The organism is Roseivirga thermotolerans (genome assembly GCF_014653175.1).
Classification (GTDB): domain Bacteria; phylum Bacteroidota; class Bacteroidia; order Cytophagales; family Cyclobacteriaceae; genus Roseivirga; species Roseivirga thermotolerans.
On record NZ_BNAG01000001.1, the window covers coordinates 1,177,514 to 1,201,315 of the forward strand.

The following is a 23,802-nucleotide window of genomic DNA, read 5'->3' on the forward strand; positions in this document are numbered from 1 at the left end:
TAGAGTTATGGCTAAAAAGAAACAACAAGATAAGCCCAAAGTAGCCAAAGAGCTGGAAGGGTTAGAACTAAACATCGATTCGTTTGGCGAAATACAGAAAAGTCTGCCAATTGATAAAATCAATGAGTTTCTGAATAAGAAGGTAGACGATAAAAAATTACGAGACAGGGATGACCTGGACGAAATTAAAGGGAAAAGTGATGAAGAGGAATAGCCTGCGCTATTCCTCTTTTTATTTTAGCTCTCTAACATAAAGGGTGTCATTGTTTACTCCATGAACAATTACCTTTCTGTCGCCAATTTCCAAGAGCACAGCATTCTTAATGTCGCCTAATGCCCGGTATTCACTGTTGCTGACTAGCTCGAATTGCTTTAGGTTATCATTATATCGTATTTCAAAACCTCTACTGGCATCGTATTGCCCTACTGTTACTTCAGTGGAGTAATTGTTTCCACTCAAATAGTATCGATTATCCTTCTTGATTATTTTTTGGAGTGGAGCTATTTGAGTGGCCAAAGGAAGCTCTACGGAGCGGAAATCCTTGCCATTGCCCATAAAAGCAGTGTGCTTAAAAGTATATACATGACGCGTGTAGGCGTCAGATCGCAGATTTTCAGGTACAATCTCATTGAAATTGGCCTGAGCAAAAGGTTCATGTTTAAGGAAGCGCTTTTTAAAGGAAACCACCTGAGCCTCCAGCGTACTTTTGGAGTGCAAGAGATGCTGCTCACCGTTAATGTAGCAACTCATGATAGCGTCAATCATTCCATTGCGATCGTAGTCTTTGGCATAGACACTCAAGGGTTCGTTGGGCGATACCTGATATTTAGTGTTAAGCCCCAGATTTCCGGCTAGTATGTCAGGGTAGCCATTACCATCAACATCATCTACCCAAACGGTATTCCACCAACCGGTGGATTTTTCTAATCCGTATGTACTGGTTTTGTTGGAGAACTCTCCGTTTTCTTGCTCAAAAATAGTTATTGGCATAAACTCGCCTACCAGGACTAAATCATGCGTCCCGTTTCCGTCAATATCGGCCCATTGAGCATCTCTTACCATGCCAATGTTTCTGAGCTCGGGAGCCAGGCTATCGGTTACATCAAAAAACCTTCCTTTTTCATTTCTAAGCAGGTATGAGGTTCCGGGAAGCGGGTATTCCCTTGGGCTGAGGGCTCCACCCACAAACAGATCAAGATCTCCATCATTGTCAAAGTCCACAGCTCTGACCACAGACGAGCTCGTAAGCATAGATGGTAAATTGTCGGATAAACTAAAGTTACCTTTGCCATCATTGAGGTAGAGCCGGTCTTGGTATACAGGGCTATTTTTATTGAATTCATTGCTTCCGGAGCAAACATATAAGTCCAAATCTCCATCGCCATCGGCATCAAAAAACAGGGCGTCCGTATCTTCAGACGGTTGGCCAAGGGCAAGTTCTTTTGTTACGAATTGGCCATTGTTTTGGATGAACAAATAGTTGGGGAGATTAGACGAGCCACCAATAAACAGATCATCCAGTCCATCTCCATTTACATCGCCCACAGCCATGGCAGGCCCTTGCTGAGAGAGCCTATGGGGTAGTAGGGGTTCATAGTAAAAGTCTACATAGTCATTTTCTTTGGCTATATGTCCAAGTCCAAACTCCAAAGCCTGGTTGCCTGTTGTTAGCTGTATTGCCTTTGGGACGTCACCAGCTTTGGCTTGGGTAATATCGAACGTTGCAGTGCTGTTTGTTTCTACTTCTCGGCTTTCTTTAAGCCCATTGGGCCACGTTACTTCTATAGTAACTGGAGCTGTGTTTTTTCCAAGACCAAAATGAATGATTGGGCTTAGAGTAGAAAGGTAACCTCTTGTTTTAGACTGATAATGAGATTGTTGCACATTGCTTTGCCGAATCACTATTTTGACACCAATGCCCTCAGGGTTTTTCTCTGTGCCTTCCAGTTTTACCTTCACGTAGTTTGGTTTTTCCGGGGTATCATTTAAGGTGTTCTTATAGATGTGAGCCACGTCATCTATGTTAGATATAGCTAAGTCAAGGTCTCCATCATTGTCCAGGTCGGCATAGATCATACCATTGGACCAGGTTGGTGCGCTCAGCCCCCATGTATCGGTAGCTTTGGTAAAGGTGAGGTCTCCGTTATAAGCATAGGCATAATTGGGCAGCTTTATGTCGTTGGTTTTTTGCACAATGGCTAGAGCTACTTCGTCCGGGTCGTTGCCTTTTTCCTTGGCCAACTCCAGTTGTTCTCGAACATAGTTCCTGAAATCAAAGTCAGTTACATTTCTTCTAAAACCATTGGTTATAATCAGATCCTTCTGTCCGTTGGCATCATAGTCGGCAAACACAGGAGCCCAGCTCCAGTCGGTTTCATGAATTCCGGCAAACTGACCAATTTCGGCAAAGCCCGTTTCTGCTTTGTTAAGTTGGAGTGTATTGCGCATAAACTGAGGAGTATAGCCCTCTTTAATAGAAAGGTTAAAAAAATCGAAGGCCATAGGGCCAAGAATCTTCTTCTGCCGGTAATTGTCTTCGGGCATCATGTCCACCTGAACTATATCGGGTAGCAGGTCATTGTTAAAGTCTTGTACATCGACCCCCATTCCAAACTGGCTAGTGTGTTTCAGATAGTCTTTGGCACGGTCAGTAAAGGTGCCGTCACCATTGTTAATGTACACTATGTCATCGAACAAAAAGTCATTACTCACATAGATATCAGGGTAAAGGTCATTGTTAAAATCATTGATGGCTAATCCCAGGCCATAACCTTCAACCAGTATTCCCGCCTCCAGTGTTACGTCTGTAAACCGGCCGTTGCCATCGTTGCGAAACAACTTATCATTAGAAAGTGAGCTGCCATCAACAATTTTTTTGTTTACCAGCTTTAGATCGGTGCCTTCATTGTTGCCATAAGTGAGAAGATACATGTCCAAATCACCATCCAGGTCATAGTCGAAGAAGGCGCTGTGAGTAGAATAACCATCGTCTGCTAGCCCATATTCTTCGGCTTTTTCTACAAAGGTTAGGTCTCCCTGATTTATGTAGAGGAGGTTTTTGCGCTTGGATTTATTCGGTCCGGAGACAGCAATATACAGGTCTTGAAAGCCATCTTCGTTGATGTCTACCACCGAAACTCCATTGCACCATACATTGGTTGTCAGTCCCGCGGCTTCCGTTATATCTTCAAACTCAAAATTACCCTTATTGAGATACAACTTGCTCGAAACCATGTTGCCAGTAAAGAACAGATCTTCCAAACCGTCATTGTTGAAATCGCCAACGGCCACACCCCCTCCATTATAAATCGGGGCAAAGTTCATCAGGTTTATCTCTTTGGACTCCTGCATTACATTGTTGAAGTTGATGCCTGTTTCATTCGCGGGTAAAAGCTCAAACAATGTGGATTGCTCTTTTTCGAACTGCCGGCCACAAGAAACCAGCAATATAAGGAGCAGAATGGGTGCGTTACATTTCAAAAAATGCAGTCTCATAAATACCTATTTAGCAGTAGATTAAACAAAGGTTCTAAATTGGTTCAATATTGCCAAGAGTAATTAAATCAGTGGTTGGCCAAGGGTTAAACCTATTGGTCTTTTTCGTTCATTTCAGTAACCACTCGCCAAATTGTGCCTAAAAGCATTAGGGAAAAGCCAACGATAAACATGCCCGACCTGTAATTGGAAGCCACCGGTGAGAGGTGCCTGCTTACTATTCCTAAAAGAACAATGAAGAGGCCGCTGAAGGCTACGTACGTAAATAGTTTTTGCTTCAAAATGGATTGATTATACGAGGAAAGAGGGCCGGAACCTTTTCCTTGTATTGTTCATATTGGTGGCCATAAGCTTCGGTCAGTTTTTTTTCTTCCCACCGAATTCCGAAAGGAAGGTAAATAATAAGTGCCACCAGAACAACCAAACTACTGAACAAAGGATTGAACAAGACATAGCCAATAGCTATTAGGAGGCTCCCCAGATAGAGTGGGTGGCGTACTTTGCTTTGTATGCCTTTTGTTACCAGCTGCGAATACTCACTTTTTTTAAGGCCAATAAATTCACGAAAACTATATGCTCTAAAAGCTCTTTTTATAATAAAGAGTCCGGTTGCTGCGAGCATCAGACCCAAGTAGTTGCTTACTGCACCGGGGGCAAACATGAGCATTGTATAAATCATGGCACTTATGAACAACAGTATGATAAAAAGAACCGTACTGATAAAAGTGTAAAGAAGCCGGTAGGTTCTGTTGCCTAATTTTGTAAGCTGCTTTACCCGCTTAGAGGCCAGGGCACTGTGCATTCCATAATACCCAAGCCAAAGTAGCAATAATGTCAGGTGCTCCATCCACATGGGGCAATGATAAGTATATTTTTTATGTTTATGCGGAATGAATAGGATTGACAGACTAACGGCTATTCTCATCCAGTTGCAGAGCAAGAAGCTCATTACGGCACAAGAAATAGCCAATAGGTTCGATATTAGCCTGCGCACGGTTTACAGAGATGTGCGGGCCTTAGAAGAGGCCGGTGTGCCTATTGGGGCAGAGGCAGGCAAAGGCTATTTTATTATGGATGGCTATCACTTGCCTCCCGTTATGTTTTCTACAGAAGAAGCCAATGCTCTGGTTTTGGGAGCAAAATTAATCGAAGGTCAAACCGATTTGTCTATAAAGCAGCACTTTTCAGAAGCCATGCTCAAAATAAAATCGGTGTTGAAAAGTGGTCAGAAGGAAGAACTTACCCGACTGGAAGAACAGATTAGGGTCAACCAGAGTCCTTCCATAACCGATGAATCGTTTCCTAACAACTTCATGGCTACAATTCAGAAAGCCCTCACCAGAAAACAGTTGCTCAGATTTAAGTACTATTCCAATTACAATGGAGCCATGAGCGAACGCGAGGTAGAGCCTATGGGGCTTGTGTTTTACGGTAACAGCTGGCACCTTTTGGCCTATTGCAGAATGAGAGAAGCCCCCAGAGATTTTCGGGTCGATCGGTTGGTGAAGCTTGAAGTCCTGCCCGATAGTTTTGAACCGAGAGCTCCACTCAGCGAGTTTCTCAATCAACTCATGCATGGTACAGAGTTGGATGAAGTAGTCATTCAGGTTCAGAGAAAGATAGCCAGGTACATTGTCAACCAAAAATTCTATCAAGGCTTTGTGAGCGAAGAGGACAAAGGAGACTGGCTTGAAATGAAATTTTTGGTACCATCTCTCGATTTCTTTTCCCGGTGGTTGGTCTCGTTGGGCGATGCCGTGCGTATCATTAGCCCAAATAAGCTATTGCTCATTATGCAAGAAAGAGCAAGAGAGCTACAGGCCAACTACTCTGCCTAAACCGAAGTAAATTCTTTCTGATTTTATATTTTTCTTAACCCTACTGACATAAGGCTGTCACTGGTGCGGACTTACTTGCTCAAAAAACACAAAATGAGCAAAGAACACATCAAGGAGATAGTCATCTATCGCATTAAGCCCCAAAGATCAAAAGATTTTATGGAGAAAGGCCTGCCCGAGCTTAGGCAAATAGCCAAGGGCTTTACGGGAATGGTTAGCCACACAACCCACCAATGTGTTGGACAACCCGAGTTGTTCATCGATGTGGTGGAGTGGGAGTCTTTACACTATGCAGAAGAAGCCGCCAAACAAATGGATGCAAAAATGAAGGCGGGAGAGGCTCCGAACATGATCGATACCTACGAGAAAACCGAATTTTTCAATCACTTTAAAATCATCCATTAATGTTAGTTTCAGAGAAAATCAATTTGGCCAAAACCTATCCTGAGTATTATACGGCCAATCAAAAGCCCAAAATTGTCAACTTAGAACCATACCATTATCTCAGTATTCAGGGGCAATCGGCCCCCGAGTCCCCAATATTTTTAGATGCAATGGGACAGTTATACAGCCTAGCCTATCGGGTCAAGTCAATCTGCAAAGAACAAGATCTGGATTTTGTGGTGCCCAAATTGGAGGGGTTTTGGTGGGTAGAAGGCCACTCCTCCTATGAAAATACACCAAGGAGCCAATGGCATTGGAAGTTGTTGCTGCGTATGCCCGATTTTGTAGGTGGTTCGGATGTAAAAGAGGCCATGACCATACTAATCAACGATCAGAAGATTCCGGAAAATCATCGATTGCTGTGGGAGGAAATACACGAAGGGCTCTGTGTACAGATGCTGCATACAGGCTCTTATGAAAACGAAAAGGCAACGGTAGAGAAGCTGATACAGTTTGTTAAAAGGGAGGGGTTCGATGTGGTTGGAAAACACCATGAGATATACCTCTCAGACCCCAGAAAGACAGAGGAGAGTAAATTGAGAACCATTATTAGATACGCAATACAATGAGAAAAATAGTTGCTTACATAGCCATTAGCCTGGATGGTAAAATTGCCGACTCAGACTTTGGGGTAGAGTGGCTTGATCAGGTACCCAACCCCGAGCATACAGACTATGGATATGCTGATTTTTTTGCAGGCATTGAAACCACCATCATGGGAAATAGCACATACAGACAGGTGTTGGGGTTTGGGCAGCCATTTCCCTATGCCAGCAAGACCAACTATGTACTAACCAGAGATCGCTCTCAAGAGAAAGATGAAAACGTAACCTTTATTTATGAAGATCCGGTAGCAGCTATAGGTCAAATAAAGGCGCAACCGGGGAACAACATTTGGTTAATTGGAGGAGGGCAGGTAAATAGCTTGTGCCTGGAGTCTGGGTTGTTAGATGAGCTTATTGTATTTGTTATGCCTGTTGTGGTTGGAAAAGGTGTGTCGTTGTTTTCCGATGAGCGCCATATGCGCCTGTTGGAACTTAAGGAAACGAAAAGTTATCAGTCGGGTGTAGTAGAGTTGCGCTATACCGTGAGCTCACAATTAGCCCCGGAATCTTAAAGTTCATATAGGTTTTGCCTGCCCGCTTCAGTAGATTGAGCATTCAGAAAACTGAAGATGAAGGTAATTCTCTGTCCCGATAAGTTCAAAAGCTCCCTCACTGCTGAAGAGGTTTGCTCGGCCATGGCAAAGGGCGTTCGCACCGTTGTTCCCCAGGCAGAAATAGTGCGTATGCCTTTGGCCGATGGTGGAGAGGGAACGTTAAGTGTCTTGGAGTCCAACCTCAACGCTGAGCGAATCTGTGTTGAAGTGTCGGGCCCGCTGTTTAGACCTGTATTAGCCCACTACCTGCTAAAAGGCAACAGAGCCTATATAGAAATGGCCGAAGCCTCCGGCCTGCCACTGCTCAAAACTTTCGAGCGCTCCGCCATGAACACTTCTACCTATGGCACGGGCGAACTTATTGCCCATGCCATTGGCCGAGGAGCCAAGGAGGTGTATGTGCTCATTGGCGGTAGTGCTACCAACGATGGTGGCTGCGGGATGGCTGAGGCTCTCGGAGTGCGTTTTTTGAGCCATGGAGGAAGGAATCTGACGGCCATCAGGGGGAAAGATCTTGCACGCATTAAACAAATAGATACCACGGCATTAAGTGCTTATAAGGACATTACCTTTGTTGTGCTTTCAGATGTGCGCAATCCATTAACAGGGCCAAATGGGGCTACACATGTGTTTGCTCCACAAAAAGGAGCCGGTGTGGCTGAGATGGAGCATCTGGAGAAAGGACTCCTAAACCTGACCGCCTGTCTTGGCAATGGCCTGGAAGATCAGCCGGGGGCTGGAGCGGCCGGTGGCCTGGGCTATGGCCTGATGAGTTTTCTTGGGGCCGAGATTCGATCAGGAGTAAATACACTTCTGCATATGCTCAATTTTTCGGAGCAACTCGATTCTGCAAACCTCATATTGACGGGTGAGGGAAAGTTAGATCACCAGACCATGTCGGGGAAGGTGGTTGCAGGAGTGATAGAGGCAGTAGGAAATAGAAATATACCAATTGGTATAATATGTGGAATGTGCGAAAACTTGCCGGAAATTAAGAGAGAATTGAGAGCAGACTGGGTGGTTCAACTAAGAGATCAAGCCAGCGGTTTTCGGGATTCTATGACCAACGCGGCCAGATATGTGCAACAAGCAGCCGCTCAAATTGCTAAAGAATGGCGCTCCGGAGCTGATAATTAATGTTTTGCCGAATGGTTGGGGAGGGCTCCCGACCATTGTACCGGAGTTATGGTTATGGGCTGCAACTCAGCCTTACCTTCAATAATTTTCACGAACTGATTAACTCCCACATTCTTAAATAACTGTTGTTCTCCTGTGGCAGGCCATGTCACTTTCAGCTCGCTAATACTTGTAGCAGTACCAAGCCCCACTTCCAGTCTGTAACTGTTGGCTCCAAAGCTGGCTCCGCTAGATACCACCCTAAAAATCTGCTGGCCTGTTGAGGTGGTAATTTGCACCCTGGTACCTATAGCTACTTTATTAGAAGTTTTTCCTTCCAGACTAATGTTTATCCAATTTGTGTTTTTTAGAGGATTAATGAGCAACTGATTTTGATACACATCGCCCTCATGTGCACCGCCCATGGTTATATACACATCCTCATCGCCATCGTTATCAATGTCTCCCCAGCTTACCCCATGTCCTTTTTGAATATTTGAGAATCCGCCCTCGTAGGTTACCTCTTCAAAGTACTTTCCGCCCATATTCAGAAACATGCGGTTGGGAATAATGCTTTCAAAGTTGGGGTCTCCTGTTCCAAAATAGATGTCCAGATAGCCATCATTGTTTAGGTCGCCATAGTTAAATCCCATGCCGTAAATGGTGTGCTTCATTTTTCGCAGAGCCGTCACATCAGTAAAAGTACCGTCACCATTGTTTTCGTAGAGCCGAGGCAAGGCGGCAACGGGTTCATTGCCCAACATTTCTGTCAGAAACTCATGAGGAAGGGGCTTGCCGGTAGAGGTATATCCACAAACCAGTAAATCTTCAAACCCATCATTGTTGTAGTCAAAAGCGGCTACAGGAAAACTCTCAATGGGCTCTAACATGCCCAGAGGTTTGGCCACATTTTCAAACTTTAAGTTCCCTCGGTTCATCAGAAATATGTTTTCTCCCTGGTTTACCGAAAGGTACAAGTCAGTCAATTGATCGTTGTTGGCATCAAAAGCCACAACACCCTTAATCATTTCTATAAAGTCCAGCCCCAGGTCGGCCGCAACGTTTTTGAAAGTTCCATCGCCCTGATTCAGATAGAACTCAGCTCTGTGTACCCTTTTGGGGTCGGCTGTTTTAGGCATGCCCGGAGGAATAAACGATTCGTTGCCAATAAATACATCGAGCCAGCCGTCTTTGTTGAAATCGGCCCAGGCCGCGGTTTGCGTAGGGTTGAAAGAAAGCAGCCCTGCCTCCCGGGTTACATCGGTAAAGGTGCCGTCTCCGTTGTTTCTGAGCAAGGAATTGGGGTGTTTTCCCCAGGGGCCAAACCAGCCGCCTCGCAGCACAAATATGTCTATTAAGCCATCGTTGTTATAGTCGGTTTGTTGGCAGTTTAGCCCACCTACCAGTCCTGTAAGTCCTGCTTCTTTGGTTCTGTCTATAAAACCACCCTTGCCATCGTTCACAAAAAAGCGCATTTGATCTTCCGGAGTAAACCCGCTTGAGGTTACTACCAAATCCAGATAGCCATCGCCCGTGAAGTCTTCCATTATTGAGCCTCCGGCTATGCCCGATACAGCTACATTCAATTGTGGTGCATAATCCTCAAAGCGATCAATGAGTGATTTAGAAGCAAATGCTTTTTCAGGAATCAAATAAGACTTAGGTACTTCATGAGGGTAGGCTCCTATGGTTTGATAACACAAATTGAGTAGCCACACAAGCTCAAGGTCTTCGGGATAATCTTTTAACAGGGGCTCTATAATTTCTATGGCCCGTTGAGAGCCGGAAGGGTCGATATGAACGCCATCACCGGCTACGGGCAGAATACAAGAGGCAGCCGTATGGTTAATCAGGCAATTGGTTTGTTCACCCAACCGAATATAGGCCACTGCCTCGAGCCGTTTGAAGAAATAATCCCACTGAGGAGTTAGTGCTTTACTTTCTGAAGCCAGCTCGTTCCTAAACTTTTCAATTTCCAGAATGGCTTTTTCCGTATTGCCACTGTTCATTGTCTCACGCACATACCAATAGCTGTAAGAGACATAATCATCGAAACTTCTTTTAAAACGTTGTCTTAGCGAATCATAGGCTGCTGCCCGCTTGGCATTGTAGTAGTAGGTAATATCGAGTGCCCTCACATCGGCATGGCGTTCTTCCAGCAAGTCCAGCATGTACTGGTTTTCTGTGGCTGTTTCCGTAGGGGTGGAATCACAGGCCAAGAGCAACCAAAACGAAAAAGAAAATAATAAGGTCAGACTCCTCATAGTCTTAAAGATAGAGAAATATTAATTTGGCAAACAGAATAATCGAAGCACAAAACTGAGCAACACGTATGGCGAAGCAATCATTGCAACTGGGCATTATTAAAGAGGGTAAAATTCCAATTGATAGGAGGGTTCCACTTATTCCACAACAAGTTAAGACCTTGTTGGAAACTTATCCGGAAGTTGTTGTCAAATGTCAAAGAAGCGATATTCGGTGCTTCTCCGATGAGGAATATGAGCAGGCGGGTGCTCTTTTGGTCGATGATGTTTCGGACTGCGATATTATTTTGGGAGTAAAAGAAGTGCCTTTGTCTATGCTGGCAAATGGTAAAACCCATTTCTTTTTTTCGCATACCATTAAAAAGCAGGAGTATAACCGAAAGTTGCTCCAGACCATTCTTGAAAAACAAATCAGATTGATCGACTGGGAATGTCTTACGAATAAAAATGGCAAACGTCTAATTGCCTTTGGCCACTATGCGGGAATCGTAGGGGCTTACAACGGCATTCTTACCTATGGAAAGCGGTTCAACCTCTTTCACCTAAGGCCCGCCCATACCTGTTTCGATCTTGAAGACCTGAAGACTGAGTTCAGGAAAGTAGATTTACCTAAGATCAAGATTATTTTAACCGGAGGAGGAAGGGTTTCTAAAGGAGCGATGGAGGTGCTCGATGGCATGAAAATAAGAAAAGTAAGTCCGGCTGAATTTCTGGAAGAGCATTTTAACGAACCGGTTTATACTCAACTCAACTCCCGCGACTACAATGAGAGAATTGCCGGAGGAATCTTCGACCGAGATGAATTCTATGCTCACCCCGATCGTTACAGGTCCTCTTTTTTACCCTATGCTAAAAAGGCCGATTTGTTGATAGCCGGAGCATACTGGGACCCGAGAGCCCCGGTGCTATTCAACAAAGAAGATATTTCTGCCAAGGATTTTAAGGTGAAAGTAATAGCCGATATTACCTGTGATATTGAGGGGTCTATACCTTCTACCAAAAGGCCAAGTACCATTGAAGACCCGGTGTATGACTATAATCCAAGCAACGACAGGGTGGAAGAGGCCTTTACAGATGAGGGTAATATTACCGTGATGGCCGTGGATAACCTGCCGTGCGAGTTGCCAAGAAATGCTTCAGAAGACTTCGGAAAGGAATTTCTTGCTCATATAATGCCCAATTTGGTGGGAGAAGACGTAGATGGTATCATTGAACGGGCAACCATTGCCAATGAGGGATCGTTAACTGATCGGTTTAGCTATTTACAAGACTATGTCGATGGAAATTAACCGGTACATAGAACATACTTTGTTAAGCCCCGAACTGACCGCCCTACAGGTGGATGGCTTGATCGAAGAGGCCCTTGAACATAATTTTGCAGGGGTTTGTGTGCCGCCTTTCTGGGTGAAAAAAGTAGCCCGAGAGCTTCGGGAAACCTCCATTGGTTTAGTCACCGTTGTTGGGTTTCCGCTAGGATACCAGCAAACAGAAACTAAGCTGAGAGAAATGGAGGTGGCTCTGGAACAAGGGGCCAACGAGCTGGATGTGGTGATGAATATTTCGGCTTTTAAAACAGGAATGCCCTGGACAAAGATAGAGTTGGCCAAATGTGCCCATCAGGCCCACCAGGCCGGGGCAGTTTTAAAGGTCATACTGGAAACGGCCTTACTTTCTGACGATGAAATTATAAAAGCAACTAAACTCTGTGCCGATGCCGGGACCGATTATGTAAAAACTTCTACGGGCTTTGCTTCGGCCGGGGCAAAGGTAGCCCATGTAAGCCTTATGCGTAAAACAGCTCCGGCACATGTAGGGGTTAAAGCTTCAGGGGGCATTAGAAGCTATGCTGATGCCCTTCGTATGATAGAGGCCGGTGCAGATAGAATAGGAACTTCTTCGGGTGTAAAAATCATGAAGGAATATGGAAATGGCGATTAGTATAACTGTAAAAGGGAAGGTGCAGGGAGTTTTTTACAGAGCCTCCTGTCAGAAAAAAGCTCAGGCCTTGGGTGTAACGGGCTGGTGCAGAAATTTGCCCAATGGCGATGTTGAAATTCATGCAGAAGGAAGTGACCAGGCATTAAACCAATTTGTAGACTGGTGTAAGAATGGGCCGGAACAAGCACGGGTGGAGGCCACTTTTACCCATAAAGTAGAAGCAGAGGGTTTTTCTACTTTTGAAATAAGAAGGGCTTAAGCGCTTTTGCTCTTGTAGGCCTGAATTCCTTTGTGCTTGTATACCTTGAGTTCGAAATGCTCAAAAATGGCCACCTTCATTCTGTTCTGAGCGAGTTCAATTCGTTTTTCAGGACTCCTGAAAACGGTAAGCTCAAGGGCGGCTAATATAAAGTTCTTTTTGGTACACAGCTCCTGAGTATAAGCGCAAAAAGCTTCTGTCCAGTCGGTTACGTATTTGTCGTAGTGGCTGCTGCCATCAAAAAGTAATTCCAGTTGGTTATCGCCAATCTGATAACGGTAAATACCGGCCAGAATATCATATAACTCGTCAAACACGTCTAGTTCTGTGGTCTGGAACAGTCTAACTTGCTCACTGGTGGTATCGGGTAAGCGCAGCGGATTGTACACCAGAAAATAGCCTTCTTTAACGATCTCCATAAGGCGGAGCTGCAAAGAGGCTCGCTGGTCTTTTTGCGCTTGCTTTAAAATGTAATTCTTATCTAGTAAAAATAGTCGGTTGCTCACCGTAAAGTCGTTTAGACAAAAGTAGGTAAAAAACTTTTTTACCGGGTTAAATAACTCAATTACCTGGCTGCGTAGCCATCAACAATTCGTCCAAAGAATATGGCATTCATCATTAATTTGTTGGTGCCATACCAGAAAGCTCTGAAGTTAGGATTGTCTACCAGCGAAACTACCCGGCCTCTGCCCAGTGCAGAAACTCGTATGGTAGAAGTACCTTTTAGGGCTTCCAGATTAGCCTGGCTGATCCACCCGGAAACAAGCGGTTCTTCCGTATACCTGCCAGCGTTGGCATATAGACTTTCAGAAGGCTCAATAAGAATGGTGCCTCGTTTAAAGGTGGGCAACATTTTTCGGTAATAGCCAAAGGTCATAGGGTGCGACAATTCAAGTTCGGACATGTATACTCCACCAGGGATATAGAGGGATCTGCTGTAGTTATCTATCTTATCGTAAGGTACCTTATCCGTTTTGGGGTACTCTACCTCAACGGTTTTCAGGTTGGTCAACTTGTTTCGTGCCATCCAGGTAACGGCCGAGCCCATACCAACGAGTGTTCCCCCTTTGCTTACCCAGCTTCTCAGGTTTTGCAGCTCGCCTTCCGACAAGTTCAGTCCACCAGTAAGTATTATAGTGTTGTAGCGGTCAATGGCCGAAGAGCCTACTCTGTCGGCTGGTAATTTGGTAACAAGCATGTTCATTCGTGTGTCCAGCAGGTGCCATACCTCTCCTGCATCGTAAGAACTACCAGCCTCTACAACCAGAGCTACTTCTGGTTTTTCCAGAGCTACAAAGCTATTGCTACCCAGGGCTACTCCATCGGTCAACCCCGATTTCATGGCATGCACATCGAGCCCGTCTTCACGTGCTATGCGCTGCATTTCATAAAAGAGATCGCTTTCTGAAAGCCTCTGCCCTTCCACAGGCACAAGTATTGTCCCCCTGTCGAACAGCTTTTCTCCGGGGCCTGTAAACTGGCTGGTAGCCACTTTTATCCGCACTCCTTTTTCCAAAAGCCTGTTGGCAGCTCTTGGGGCATAATATCCGTGCCATTCAAAAAGGTAGGCATAAGCACTTTGTCCGCCTAAAACTTTACCCTCAGGAAAACTAAGCTTATCTATTTTTTCTCCCAGTTGATTACGGCTGTAGTCTCGGCTGCTCATCTCGTGGTATTCCAGGTTAAAGGCCATGGGGTAGGTCCAGCCAGAAATATCGTAGAACAGGCTGTCTTTAAATGTTGTGCGCTGTTCGAACATGGCTTTTACCAGTTTATAGTTTCTTTGTTTTAGTGGTATGATGTAGCTGTTTTCAGAGGTATAGGTTTCTTCACCCATTTTTATGTTGCGCGAAGGGCGATAAAAATCTACTTCCTGAGCATTCAGTATCTCGGCCAAATGGTAGGCTCTCACAGGGTCTTTTTCTGCCTTAAACACATAAGCCTTGGTGTTGTCATTGTCAGCATCTTTAAGCACTTGCTTATAAAAATCGCGTTGGTAGGCCAAAAGCTCCTCGCGCATAGCCACTGAGGCTTTCCAGGTAGAAAGAGCAGTGTTGAACTGGTTTTTTATCGTAAACGGGAAGCGCAAAATACCATTGGCGCTTTCCTGAGCATGGCCTCTGGAGCTGGCTTGCTCAAAAAGAATTCCTATGCCTCCATTAATATCAGGAAAAGTAGAGCCTTTGCCATAATAGAAGTCATCGTAGCCTTCTTCAGTGAAGTACAGCGAACCCAAGCTGTCTAAGGCAGCAGCATGAAACTCACTAATCTTTGCGGTTAGCTCCTGATTAAGTTCGGGGGTAAGAGGGTGGGTGCGTTCGGGTACGCCCGGTTGAAAGAAGAAAGTAGAGTTGGTGCCCATTTCATGATGATCGGTGAGCACGTTGGGTTTCCATAAATGATACTTAGCTATGCGGTTTTTAGACTCGGGTTGTTGTACCGGCAGCCAATCCCTGTTCAGGTCGAACCAGTAATGATTGGTTCTTCCCCCCGGCCAGGCTTCACTATATTCCCTGTCGGCAGGGTCGGGGTTGATTTTTTTGCTTTTGTGCATGTTGGCCCATGTAGCAAATCGGTTTAGGCCATCCGGATTAAAGCTTGGGTCTAGTAAGACCACGGAGTTCCTGAGCATTTGCTCTATTTCTGATCCCTGTGCTGCTGCCAGATAGTATGCCACTAGCATAGAGGCGTTGGAGCCGCTCGGCTCATTGCCATGAATACTAAAACCCATATAGGTAACAACCGGCATTTTTTTGATATCGAACTTGTCGGCCTCGTTGGGGTAAGTAAGCCATACATGGTCACTTCTAATCTTATCGATCCCTGCATGGTTAGAAGGGTGTGTAATGGTAAGCAATAGCTGTGGTCTGCCTTCGTGAGTCTTGCCAATTTCTTCAATCGTTACGCGGTCTGAAGACCGGGCCAATTCTTTCATATAGTACACCAGCTTGTCGTGGGTTACGTGCCACTCGCCCACCTCATGGCCGATGACCGATGCGGGAGTTGGTATATTGGGGTTAAACGACACATTTTGAGGCAGATAGTAATCTAATGTTTGCGAAAAAGCAGTGCAGATTGTCAGGTAAAAAAGGGTCAGGAACAGCCCCCTTACAAAGAATTTTCCCATGGTATAGTTGTTCTCAAAAGCAATATACTGATAACCTTTACTTAATGAAAGATTCTTAGGTTTCTTCAGGTAAAGTATGGTTTACATACAGAATTGACGTAATTTACTAATGGTTTGGTAGGACATATTTTTTGAGAGCCGGTGTGCAAGCCGGATTAGTGTAAATCAACCGAAAGAAAAAGTTCTGATATACAGCAAAATAGAAATGTTGAGTCTAAAAAATTTCGAATGTTAAGAATAGGTTAAAGGAGGGGCTGATTCGTAGCGAAATCATAACATTTGTCAACCAACCATGACTGCATACCTTTTTAATTTTGCGCCAACTGAATGTAGAAATACTATCTAAATTAACAACTATGAAGCAATTTTTACTTTGTCTGATGTTCTTAGCAGCATCTCAAGTATCACTGGCTCAGATTACCGGAAAGGTAATTGACGCAGAAACAAAAGATCCCCTTCCTGGGGCTACTGTTGTTCTGAAAGGAACTCAAACAGGAGAAATTACAGGATTCGATGGTTCTTTCCGTCTCAATGCAACGGAAGGTCAAACTCTTCAGGTTTCATTCATTGGTTTTGAAACTGTAGAAGTAGCAGCTAAAGCAGGAATGGTAGTTGAACTAGTTCCTAAAACCAATTTGCTTGGTGAGATTGTGATTTCTTCAAGTGTGATTGATGTTGCCAAGGAGCGAGAGACTCCGGTAGCCATTTCTACGATTACCCCGGCTGAAATCTCTTTGAAAGTAGGTAACATGGAGTTTCCTGAAATTATGAACAGAACTCCTGGTGTGTATGCTACTAAACAAGGTGGTGGATACGGTGATTCAAGAATCTCGCTTAGAGGTTTCGATCAGAGAAACACCTCATTCCTAATCAACGGACAGCCTGTAAACGATATGGAAAATGGCTGGGTATATTGGAGTAACTGGCAAGGTCTTACCGATGTTGCTTCAGGTATTCAGATTCAGAGAGGTCTTGGTGCCTCACGTTTGGCTGTTCCATCAGTAGGTGGTACAGTTTCTATTTTCACTAAAGCTGCCGAAATAGAAAGAGGCGGTACTTTTACTCAGGGAATTGGTAACGATGGTTACGTGAAAACAGGATTCTCTTACAACACTGGTAAAAACGACAAAGGATGGGCTTTCTCTGCCTTGTTGAGCAGATGGTCTGGAAACGGATATGTGAATGGTACCAGCGGTGAAGGCTGGACATACTTTGCAGCTTTGGGTTATGCTCCTGAAGGTTCTGCCCACAACTTTAACCTTACCCTATTGGGCGCAGGTCAGTGGCATCACCAAAGAAGCACATGGGTTTCTATCCGTGACTACATCAACTTTGGTGAGTCTGGTGTGGACAGAAGATGGAACACTGATGCCGGTGAACTTGGTGGAGAAGAATTCAATATGAGAAGAAACTTCTACAATAAGCCATTGGCTACATTCAACTGGGATTGGAAAATTAACGAGAGTGTGAAATTGGCTACTTCTCTTTACGGTTCTGCCGGTAGAGGTGGAGGAACAGGCCCAAGAGGTAACAACTTCCGTAACTCTGATATTGATCTTTATCCGTTCAGAAGAGACCTTACCGAGCACTTGCTAGAGAGAAACCTTGGTGCTGCTTCAAGAAATGCAGATGGTTCAATCAACTTCGATAATGTAGTAGCAGTAAACAGAGCTACAACATCTCCTTACACCGGTTCTATTTCAGGCTTCCAAGGTCAATTGATCGGTTCTAACGGCTTTAGAAATGACGGTGTAAACAGAGCAGTATTGGTGAGAAGAGCTTCAATGAACTCTCACAACTGGGTAGGTGCTATTTCTACTCTTGATTTTGACAAAGGAGATTGGAGATACTCTATTGGTATCGACTTGAGAAGCTACACTGGTTTCCACTACAGATCTTTGGAAAACCTTATGGGTCTTGACGGTTACTACTCTACTGGTAACAGCAACTCTGCCGGTCAAATCCAGAACACAACCATCAATGCTTCTCCATTCAGAAATACTGGTCTTGAAAGAGAAAAGATCGATTACTTCAACACAGGTATTGTAGGCTGGCAAGGACTTAACGGTCTTGTTGAGTACAACAACGAGACTAGCTTCACAGCTGTTCTTCAGGCAGGTATTTCAAACCAGTCGTTCAAAAGAGAAGACTTCTTCGATCAGCCTAATAACCCTATCTCTGAGAAGAAGAGCATTACTGGTGGATATTTAAAAGGTGGTGCTAACTACAATCTTGATGCTCGTTCAAACGTGTTCTTCAACGCTGGTTACATTTCAAGACAACCACTTTTCGATGCGGTGTTCCCTGGCTTTGCCAACGACATCAACGAAAATCTTCAAAACGAAGAGATTGTTTCAGTTGAGTTGGGTTATGGTTTCGTAAGCAACAACCTGAAAGTAAATATTAACGCTTACAACACCGTTTGGGGTAACAGATTCCAGACCAGAAGCGTGCCTTTGACAGGTGGTGCAACAGGTACCGCACAGTTCGATGATATCGATGTTCGTCACATGGGAGTTGAACTTGAAGTAGACTACCGTTACAACAGCAAGTTCAGAGTAAGAGGTATGGTTTCTGCCGGTGACTGGAGATACACTGACAACTTTGAAGGTGCAGTATTTGATGATAACAACCAGCCTGTACCGGGTAGAGCCAACGAAATTCTTTATGTTAAAGATGCTAAGGTTGGTGATGCCGCTCAGTTTACATCATTCATTGAGGGTGAGTACAAAATTGGTAAGTTCGTGTTCGATCTTGGTTACAGATTCGTAGATGGTTTGTATGCTGATTACTCAATCGAAGATTCAGACTTCTTCCAGGAAGACAACCAAGGTGCTTTGAAACTACCTTCTTACGGTCTTGTAGATCTTGGTGGTACAGTACGTTTCGATTTGATGGGTAACACTTCTTCTTTCAGAGTGAACGTGAACAACCTGTTCAACACCATTTACATTGCTGAGTCTGAAACTAACATCCACAGAGTTGATGAGTCTGCTCCTGCCTGGAAAGGTATCGACTACAGAAACTCAGTTTGGTTTGGTTTCGGAACTACTTGGAATGCTACTTTGAGAATTAACTTCTAATTCATTAGCTATAGAATTAAAAGCCCGGCCTCAAGCCGGGTTTTTTTTTGCCATCAAATTAAACCAAGTGTTCTTTGAACGGTCGAACTAAATCTTAGACCAGACGTTAAGTTTGCATCTAGCGGCTATGTTATATTACAAAACATACGAACATTCTACCTCGGCAGAGTGGGTCACCTTTGTGCACGGTGCCGGAGGCAGCTCCTCTATCTGGTTCAAACAGATAAAATCATTTAAGAAACACTACAACGTGTTGCTACTCGATTTAAGAGGGCATGGAAAATCGCAGGAAATATTCAGGCGCTACTTTACCAACGAGTATAATTTTGAAAACATAGCCAAAGACATACTTGAGGTACTCGACCATCTTAAAATTAAAAAGTCCCACTTTGTAGGTATATCGCTGGGAACAATTCTTATGCGCACGCTTTGCGAAATTGCCCCCCAACGAGTAAGCTCCCTGGTTATGGGAGGAGCTGTTACCCGCCTAAATATTCGCTCCAAAGTGTTGGTAGGTGTGGGCAATGCTACCAAAAGAATTATACCCTACATGTGGCTCTACAAGCTTTTCGCCTGGATTATTATGCCTCGCAAACGAAATCAGGAGTCGCGCATACTCTTTGCCAATCAAGCCAAAAAGCTTTGTCAGAAAGAATTTATTCGCTGGTTCAAACTCACCTATAAACTGAACCCGCTACTCAAATACTTCAACGAGAACGATACCCGATTACCAACCCTTTACTTAATGGGCAATGAAGACTATATGTTTTTGCCCCAGGTAATGGACTTGGTAACAAAACATTCCAACGCCTACCTGCGCGTAATCCCCGACTGTGGACATGTGTGCAACGTAGAACAGCCAGACGTATTTAATCGGATGGCGATGGAGTTTATCGATTCAAATTCTTTTAAAACGACCTTAAACTAATGAGTAAAGTATCGAGAATCGCTGTCATACTAGTGATTATTCTGGCGGTGGCTGCCTGGGCCGTATATCCGCGATTGGATGAGATAACCGGTTCTGAAAGTCAAGCCGCTCCGGTAGCCGCTCGTGGTGGTGGCGCACTACCCGTAAATATTAGTGTGGCCAAACCAAAGTACATCGAAAATAAAATAAAGATTACCGGAAGTATTTTACCGAATGAATCCATTGAACTGAAGAGTGAAGTTTCCGGATTGGTAATGAAAATTCATTTTCAGGAAGGGCAACGAGTAAAGAAAGGAGATCTGCTCATAAGCCTGAAAGACGATGAACTGAGAGCCCAACTGGAAAAGCTGCGTTACAGCAACCAGTTGGCGCGCGAAACAGAAGCTCGCCAGCAAAAGCTCCTCCAGAAAGAGGCCATAAGTCAAGAAGAGTATGATATTGCATTAACCAACCTGAACACAACCTCTGCAGATATTAAGCTGGTAGAAGCCCAGCTGGAAAAACTATCCATTCGCGCACCTTTTGATGGTGTGCTGGGGCTTCGTCAGATAAGCGAAGGAGCTTATATAACCAACGGTACGGTAATAACCAACCTCTACAACCTTAATCCAATGAAGGTGGACTTTGCTATTCCCGGTAAATATGCCGGTAAGGTTCAGAAAGGTGATAAAATCAACTTTACAACCGATGCCTCCAACAAGATTTTCGAAGGTGAAGTATACGCCATAGAACCACGAATAGACGAAACTACACGAACGCTCAAGTTGAGAGCTCTTGCCGATAACAAAGACAACCAGCTAATGCCTGGCCAGTTTGCCAAAATAGAGTTGGTGATGGAAAGCATAGACAATGCACTCATGGTGCCTGCGGTCTCAGTAATTCCTGAGCTTAATGGCCATCGAATTTACCTGGCCAAAGGCGGAAAGGCAGTGATCAACAATGTAGAGATAGGTATCCGAACTGATGAAGAAGTTCAGATCATAAGCGGTATTGAACCCCGAGACTCTGTCATTACTTCAGGACTGTTGCAAATAAGACCCGGAGCAGCTATTCAAATCAATTCAGTGAAAAACTAGTATGGCCAGTTTATCTACTATAAGCATCAAGAGGCCAGTGTTAGCACTGGTAATGAACATTGTTATCGTTATCTTCGGTATCATTGGGTTTCTCTTTTTGGGCGTAAGAGAATTCCCTAGCGTAGACCCTCCGGTTATATCGGTTTCTACCTCCTACACCGGGGCTAATGCCGAAATTATTGAGTCTCAGATTACAGAACCTCTGGAAGAAGCCCTTAACAGCATAGCCGGTATAAAAACCCTCACCTCCATAAGTAGAGATGGTGGGAGCAGTATAAGTGCCGAGTTCGATTTGGGAGTAGACCTGGAGGCCGCGGCAAATGACGTGCGCGATAAGGTTGCCGGTGTGGTACGCAGACTGCCTCCCGATGTGGAGCCTCCGAATGTTTCGAAGGCTGATGCGGATTCAGGACCAATTATTTTTCTCAACATTTTTAGTAGTGAGAGAGACCTGCTGGAGCTTACTCTTCTGGCAGAAAATATATTCAAAGAGCGTGTGCAAACCATCCAAGGAGTAAGCTCGGTGCAGGTTTGGGGATCAAAACGTTATTCTATGCGTTTGTGGATGGATCCTGATAAACTTGCCGCTTACGAGCTTACTCCGCTGGATGTTCTTAATGCTGTAAACCGAGACAATGTAGAACTACCTTCGGGCAGAGTAGAAGGGGCCGAAACGGAGCTTACCGTGAGAACCATCGGGCGAATTAATACTCCCGAAGAGTACAACAACCTCATTGTGAAGGAGCAGGGAGATGTCATTGTGAGGTTTAGAGACATTGGAAGGGCTGTGTTGGCGCCTGAAAATGAGAGAACCATTCTAAAACGTAATGGAGTACCCATGGTGGGTATAGCTGTTGTTACTCAGCCCGGGTCGAACAACATAGAAATTGCCGATGCTTTTTACGAGCGAATAGAGCAAATAAAAAAGGATCTTCCGGCCGACATTGAGGTGGGTATTGGATTCGATAATACAACCTATATCCGAGAGTCCATTACAGAGGTTCAGCAAACCATTATTGTAGCTTTTGCGCTAGTGGTTGTCATTATTTTTCTCTTTCTGAGAGACTGGCGCACGACCGTTATTCCTATAGCCACCATCCCTATTTCGCTAATCGGAGCATTCTTTATCATGTATGTGTCCGGTTTTTCCATCAATGTACTTACCCTGCTGGGTATAGTGTTAGCCATTGGTTTGGTGGTTGACGATACCATTGTAGTATTGGAAAACATATACTCAAAAATAGAAGATGGGCTAGAGCCGCAAGAGGCGGGAGTGAAAGGGGCCAGCGAAATATTCTTTGCTGTAATTTCCACTACAGTGGCGTTGGTAGCTGTGTTTATGCCCGTAATCTTTTTACAAGGCCTTACCGGTAGGCTTTTCCGCGAATTCGGAGTGGTGGTGGCTGGAGCAGTAGTTATTTCATCGTTCGTGGCCCTTACGCTCACACCTATGATGAGTACCCGAATTCTTAAGAAAAGAGAAACACACAACTGGTTCTACAATGTTACCGAGCCATTCTTCGTAAGTCTCAATAAGCTATATGCCAACTCGTTGGAGTCTTTTATGAAAGTGCGCTGGATGGCCTTTGTAGTTGTGCTTCTATCAGGAGGAATGATTGCCCTCTTTTTGACAGGCAACAGAATTCCTGAAGAGATAGCCCCTTTGGAAGATCGTTCCAGTATCAGGGGTTTTGCTACCGGCCCTGAAGGAGCCACTTTCGAATACATGGATCGCTATGTTGACAGTGTGATTACGGCCATAGAAAAGGAAGTTCCGGAAAAGAGCGCCATCATCACTGTGACCTCTCCCGGCTTTGGAAACAGTGCCGTAAACTCTGCCCGTTTCTTCATAATTCTTAAAGACCCGGATGAAAGAGAGCGATCGCAACAGGAAATAGTAGACGATTTTACCCCTAAAATCAATAAGTATACAGAAGCACGGGCTTTTCTTTCGCAGCCTGCTACCATTGGTGACCGGAGAGGTTCGGGCTTTCCTGTACAATACGTTATTCAGGCACCCAATCTGGAAAAGCTAAAAGAAGTGTTGCCGGAGTTTATGCTAAAGGCTCAGCAAGCTCCTGAGTTCACTTTTGTAAACCTCGACCTCAAATTCAACAAGCCTGAGATAAAAATAGAAATCGATCGGGAGAAAGCGCGATCGCTTGGACTCTCGGTGCGCGATATTGCACAAACACTACAACTGGGTCTTTCCGGCCAGCGTTTTGGCTTCTTCATTTTAGACGGAAAGCAATACCAGATTATTGGTCAGGTAGATAGAGAAAACAGAAACGATCCGCTAGACCTTAAAACGCTATATGTGAGAAATAGCCAGGGTAATCTTATTCAGTTAGATAACCTTGTTACGCTCACAGAGAGTAGCTCTCCCCCACAACTTTACCGGTTCAATCGTTTTGCTTCAGCTACCGTTTCGGCTAGTTTGGCCCCAAAAGTAACTACAGGTCAGGGTATAGAGGCTATGGATCGTGTGGCCGAAGAGGTGCTCGATGAGTCTTTCCAGACTGACCTGGCCGGCCAGTCTCGTGAGTTTAGAGAAAGTACCAACAGCTTATATTTTGCTTTTGGCTTTGCTCTCGTACTTATCTACCTCGTGCTCTCTGCTCAGTTCGAAAGTTTTGTCGACCCGCTCATCATTATGTTCACCGTTCCCCTGGCTTTGGCAGGAGCCCTGCTGGTGCTGTGGAGGTACGAAGAGTCACTCAACATTTTTAGCCAAATAGGTATTATAATGCTGGTTGGCTTGGTTTCCAAAAACGGGATACTGATAGTAGAGTTTGCCAATCAGCGAAAGGCCCAGGGGCTCAGTGTAACTGAGGCAATTCTCGATGCTTCAAAATCTCGCTTCCGCCCAATTCTTATGACCTCTTTTTCGACCATCCTTGGCATTTTGCCCATAGCCCTGGCTTTGGGTGCGGGGGCAGAAAGCAGGGTGTCTATGGGAGTGGCCATCATAGGTGGGTTGGTGTTTTCTACCATTCTTACACTTTATGTGATCCCGGCCATGTATTCTTATTTCACCAGCAAGAAAAGTAGATTGGCCAGAACTACCGTTTAGT

Annotated in this window: 19 protein-coding genes; 13 read left to right on the plus strand and 6 right to left on the minus strand. The window is 44.6% G+C overall.

Translation table 11 applies throughout. The features are described 5' to 3' along the window. The first annotated feature begins 7 nt into the window (after positions 1-7). Complete coding sequence (locus IE164_RS05080) at positions 8-214, plus strand: hypothetical protein (protein WP_189629091.1); 207 nt, start codon at positions 8-10, stop codon at positions 212-214. Positions 215-232: 18 nt separating this feature from the next. On the opposite strand, the gene IE164_RS05085 is transcribed toward IE164_RS05080, so the two are convergent. The 3 genes from IE164_RS05085 to IE164_RS05095 form a co-directional block, all read right to left on the minus strand. After that, a complete protein-coding gene (locus IE164_RS05085; protein WP_189629092.1) occupies positions 233-3,496 on the minus strand; it encodes a CRTAC1 family protein in 3,264 nt (1,087 codons plus the stop codon). A gap of 92 nt (positions 3,497-3,588) precedes the next feature. After that, a complete protein-coding gene (locus tag IE164_RS05090) occupies positions 3,589-3,777 on the minus strand; it encodes a hypothetical protein (RefSeq protein WP_189629093.1) in 189 nt (62 codons plus the stop codon). Next, a complete protein-coding gene (locus IE164_RS05095) occupies positions 3,774-4,445 on the minus strand; it encodes a methyltransferase family protein (RefSeq protein WP_308440959.1) in 672 nt (223 codons plus the stop codon). The genes IE164_RS05090 and IE164_RS05095 overlap by 4 nt, the downstream gene beginning before the upstream one ends. On the opposite strand from IE164_RS05095, the gene IE164_RS05100 reads away from it, so the two are divergent. The 5 genes from IE164_RS05100 to IE164_RS05120 all read left to right on the plus strand — a co-directional run bounded on the left by IE164_RS05100 (position 4,387) and on the right by IE164_RS05120 (position 8,074). Then, on the plus strand, positions 4,387-5,334 hold the full coding sequence (locus tag IE164_RS05100; protein WP_189629095.1) for a helix-turn-helix transcriptional regulator: 948 nt from the start codon (positions 4,387-4,389) through the stop codon (positions 5,332-5,334). The two genes, IE164_RS05095 and IE164_RS05100, sit on opposite strands and share 59 nt — an antisense overlap. A 93-nt stretch (positions 5,335-5,427) precedes the next feature. Then, positions 5,428-5,739: an antibiotic biosynthesis monooxygenase family protein gene (locus IE164_RS05105; protein WP_189629096.1), complete on the plus strand. Its 312-nt coding sequence runs from the start codon at positions 5,428-5,430 to the stop codon at positions 5,737-5,739. Beyond that, entirely contained in the window at positions 5,739-6,347 is a 609-nt protein-coding gene (locus IE164_RS05110; protein WP_189629097.1) for a GyrI-like domain-containing protein, read from the plus strand. Before IE164_RS05105 ends, IE164_RS05110 begins: the two co-directional genes overlap by 1 nt. After that, positions 6,344-6,895 carry a dihydrofolate reductase family protein gene (locus IE164_RS05115; protein ID WP_189629098.1) on the plus strand — a complete coding sequence of 184 codons (552 nt, stop codon included), beginning with the start codon at positions 6,344-6,346 and terminating at the stop codon, positions 6,893-6,895. Before IE164_RS05110 ends, IE164_RS05115 begins: the two co-directional genes overlap by 4 nt. A gap of 57 nt (positions 6,896-6,952) precedes the next feature. Further along, complete coding sequence (locus IE164_RS05120) at positions 6,953-8,074, plus strand: glycerate kinase (RefSeq protein WP_189629099.1); 1,122 nt, start codon at positions 6,953-6,955, stop codon at positions 8,072-8,074. Here the strand turns inward: IE164_RS05120 and IE164_RS05125 are convergent. Beyond that, positions 8,071-10,317 carry a CRTAC1 family protein gene (locus IE164_RS05125; protein ID WP_189629100.1) on the minus strand — a complete coding sequence of 749 codons (2,247 nt, stop codon included), beginning with the start codon at positions 10,315-10,317 and terminating at the stop codon, positions 8,071-8,073. The genes IE164_RS05120 and IE164_RS05125 overlap by 4 nt on opposite strands. Before the next feature lie 68 nt (positions 10,318-10,385). Here IE164_RS05125 and IE164_RS05130 point away from each other — a divergent pair, with 68 nt between their 5' ends. The 3 genes from IE164_RS05130 to IE164_RS05140 are packed head-to-tail and all read left to right on the plus strand — an operon-like array spanning position 10,386 to position 12,514. After that, positions 10,386-11,606 carry an NAD(P)-dependent oxidoreductase gene (locus IE164_RS05130; RefSeq protein ID WP_189629101.1) on the plus strand — a complete coding sequence of 407 codons (1,221 nt, stop codon included), beginning with the start codon at positions 10,386-10,388 and terminating at the stop codon, positions 11,604-11,606. Further along, positions 11,596-12,255 (plus strand): deoxyribose-phosphate aldolase, encoded by a 660-nt coding sequence (gene deoC, locus IE164_RS05135; RefSeq protein WP_229838526.1) that lies wholly within the window; start codon positions 11,596-11,598, stop codon positions 12,253-12,255. Before IE164_RS05130 ends, deoC begins: the two co-directional genes overlap by 11 nt. Continuing rightward, on the plus strand, positions 12,245-12,514 hold the full coding sequence (locus IE164_RS05140; protein ID WP_229838527.1) for an acylphosphatase: 270 nt from the start codon (positions 12,245-12,247) through the stop codon (positions 12,512-12,514). Before deoC ends, IE164_RS05140 begins: the two co-directional genes overlap by 11 nt. On the opposite strand, the gene IE164_RS05145 is transcribed toward IE164_RS05140, so the two are convergent. Then, the gene (locus IE164_RS05145; RefSeq protein ID WP_189629104.1) at positions 12,511-13,020 is read right to left on the minus strand and encodes a hypothetical protein; all 510 of its coding nucleotides are present in this window, start codon (positions 13,018-13,020) and stop codon (positions 12,511-12,513) included. The two genes, IE164_RS05140 and IE164_RS05145, sit on opposite strands and share 4 nt — an antisense overlap. 59 nt (positions 13,021-13,079) lie before the next feature. After that, positions 13,080-15,641, minus strand: a complete 2,562-nt coding sequence (locus IE164_RS05150; protein ID WP_189629105.1) for a M14 metallopeptidase family protein — start codon at positions 15,639-15,641, stop codon at positions 13,080-13,082. A gap of 356 nt (positions 15,642-15,997) precedes the next feature. Here IE164_RS05150 and IE164_RS05155 point away from each other — a divergent pair, with 356 nt between their 5' ends. From IE164_RS05155 to IE164_RS05170, 4 genes are all read left to right on the plus strand, one after another. Then, positions 15,998-18,724: a TonB-dependent receptor gene (locus IE164_RS05155; RefSeq protein ID WP_189629106.1), complete on the plus strand. Its 2,727-nt coding sequence runs from the start codon at positions 15,998-16,000 to the stop codon at positions 18,722-18,724. Between the two features lie 127 nt (positions 18,725-18,851). Continuing rightward, positions 18,852-19,652: an alpha/beta fold hydrolase gene (locus IE164_RS05160; protein ID WP_189629107.1), complete on the plus strand. Its 801-nt coding sequence runs from the start codon at positions 18,852-18,854 to the stop codon at positions 19,650-19,652. Continuing rightward, positions 19,652-20,728, plus strand: a complete 1,077-nt coding sequence (locus IE164_RS05165) for an efflux RND transporter periplasmic adaptor subunit (protein WP_189629108.1) — start codon at positions 19,652-19,654, stop codon at positions 20,726-20,728. The genes IE164_RS05160 and IE164_RS05165 overlap by 1 nt, the downstream gene beginning before the upstream one ends. 1 nt (position 20,729) lies before the next feature. Beyond that, positions 20,730-23,801 (plus strand): efflux RND transporter permease subunit, encoded by a 3,072-nt coding sequence (locus IE164_RS05170; protein ID WP_189629109.1) that lies wholly within the window; start codon positions 20,730-20,732, stop codon positions 23,799-23,801. The last annotated feature ends 1 nt before the right edge of the window (position 23,802 follow it).

Coding starts and splice junctions, on each gene's coding strand:
- IE164_RS05080 (WP_189629091.1), top strand. CDS start 8: ATGGCTAAAAAGAAACAACAAGATAAGCCCAAAGTAGCCAAAGAGCTG.
- IE164_RS05085 (WP_189629092.1), bottom strand. CDS start 3,496: ATGAGACTGCATTTTTTGAAATGTAACGCACCCATTCTGCTCCTTATA.
- IE164_RS05100 (WP_189629095.1), top strand. CDS start 4,387: ATGAATAGGATTGACAGACTAACGGCTATTCTCATCCAGTTGCAGAGC.
- IE164_RS05095 (WP_308440959.1), bottom strand. CDS start 4,445: ATGAGCTTCTTGCTCTGCAACTGGATGAGAATAGCCGTTAGTCTGTCA.
- IE164_RS05105 (WP_189629096.1), top strand. CDS start 5,428: ATGAGCAAAGAACACATCAAGGAGATAGTCATCTATCGCATTAAGCCC.
- IE164_RS05110 (WP_189629097.1), top strand. CDS start 5,739: ATGTTAGTTTCAGAGAAAATCAATTTGGCCAAAACCTATCCTGAGTAT.
- IE164_RS05115 (WP_189629098.1), top strand. CDS start 6,344: ATGAGAAAAATAGTTGCTTACATAGCCATTAGCCTGGATGGTAAAATT.
- IE164_RS05120 (WP_189629099.1), top strand. CDS start 6,953: ATGAAGGTAATTCTCTGTCCCGATAAGTTCAAAAGCTCCCTCACTGCT.
- IE164_RS05125 (WP_189629100.1), bottom strand. CDS start 10,317: ATGAGGAGTCTGACCTTATTATTTTCTTTTTCGTTTTGGTTGCTCTTG.
- IE164_RS05130 (WP_189629101.1), top strand. CDS start 10,386: ATGGCGAAGCAATCATTGCAACTGGGCATTATTAAAGAGGGTAAAATT.
- deoC (WP_229838526.1), top strand. CDS start 11,596: ATGGAAATTAACCGGTACATAGAACATACTTTGTTAAGCCCCGAACTG.
- IE164_RS05140 (WP_229838527.1), top strand. CDS start 12,245: ATGGCGATTAGTATAACTGTAAAAGGGAAGGTGCAGGGAGTTTTTTAC.
- IE164_RS05150 (WP_189629105.1), bottom strand. CDS start 15,641: ATGGGAAAATTCTTTGTAAGGGGGCTGTTCCTGACCCTTTTTTACCTG.
- IE164_RS05155 (WP_189629106.1), top strand. CDS start 15,998: ATGAAGCAATTTTTACTTTGTCTGATGTTCTTAGCAGCATCTCAAGTA.
- IE164_RS05160 (WP_189629107.1), top strand. CDS start 18,852: ATGTTATATTACAAAACATACGAACATTCTACCTCGGCAGAGTGGGTC.
- IE164_RS05165 (WP_189629108.1), top strand. CDS start 19,652: ATGAGTAAAGTATCGAGAATCGCTGTCATACTAGTGATTATTCTGGCG.
- IE164_RS05170 (WP_189629109.1), top strand. CDS start 20,730: ATGGCCAGTTTATCTACTATAAGCATCAAGAGGCCAGTGTTAGCACTG.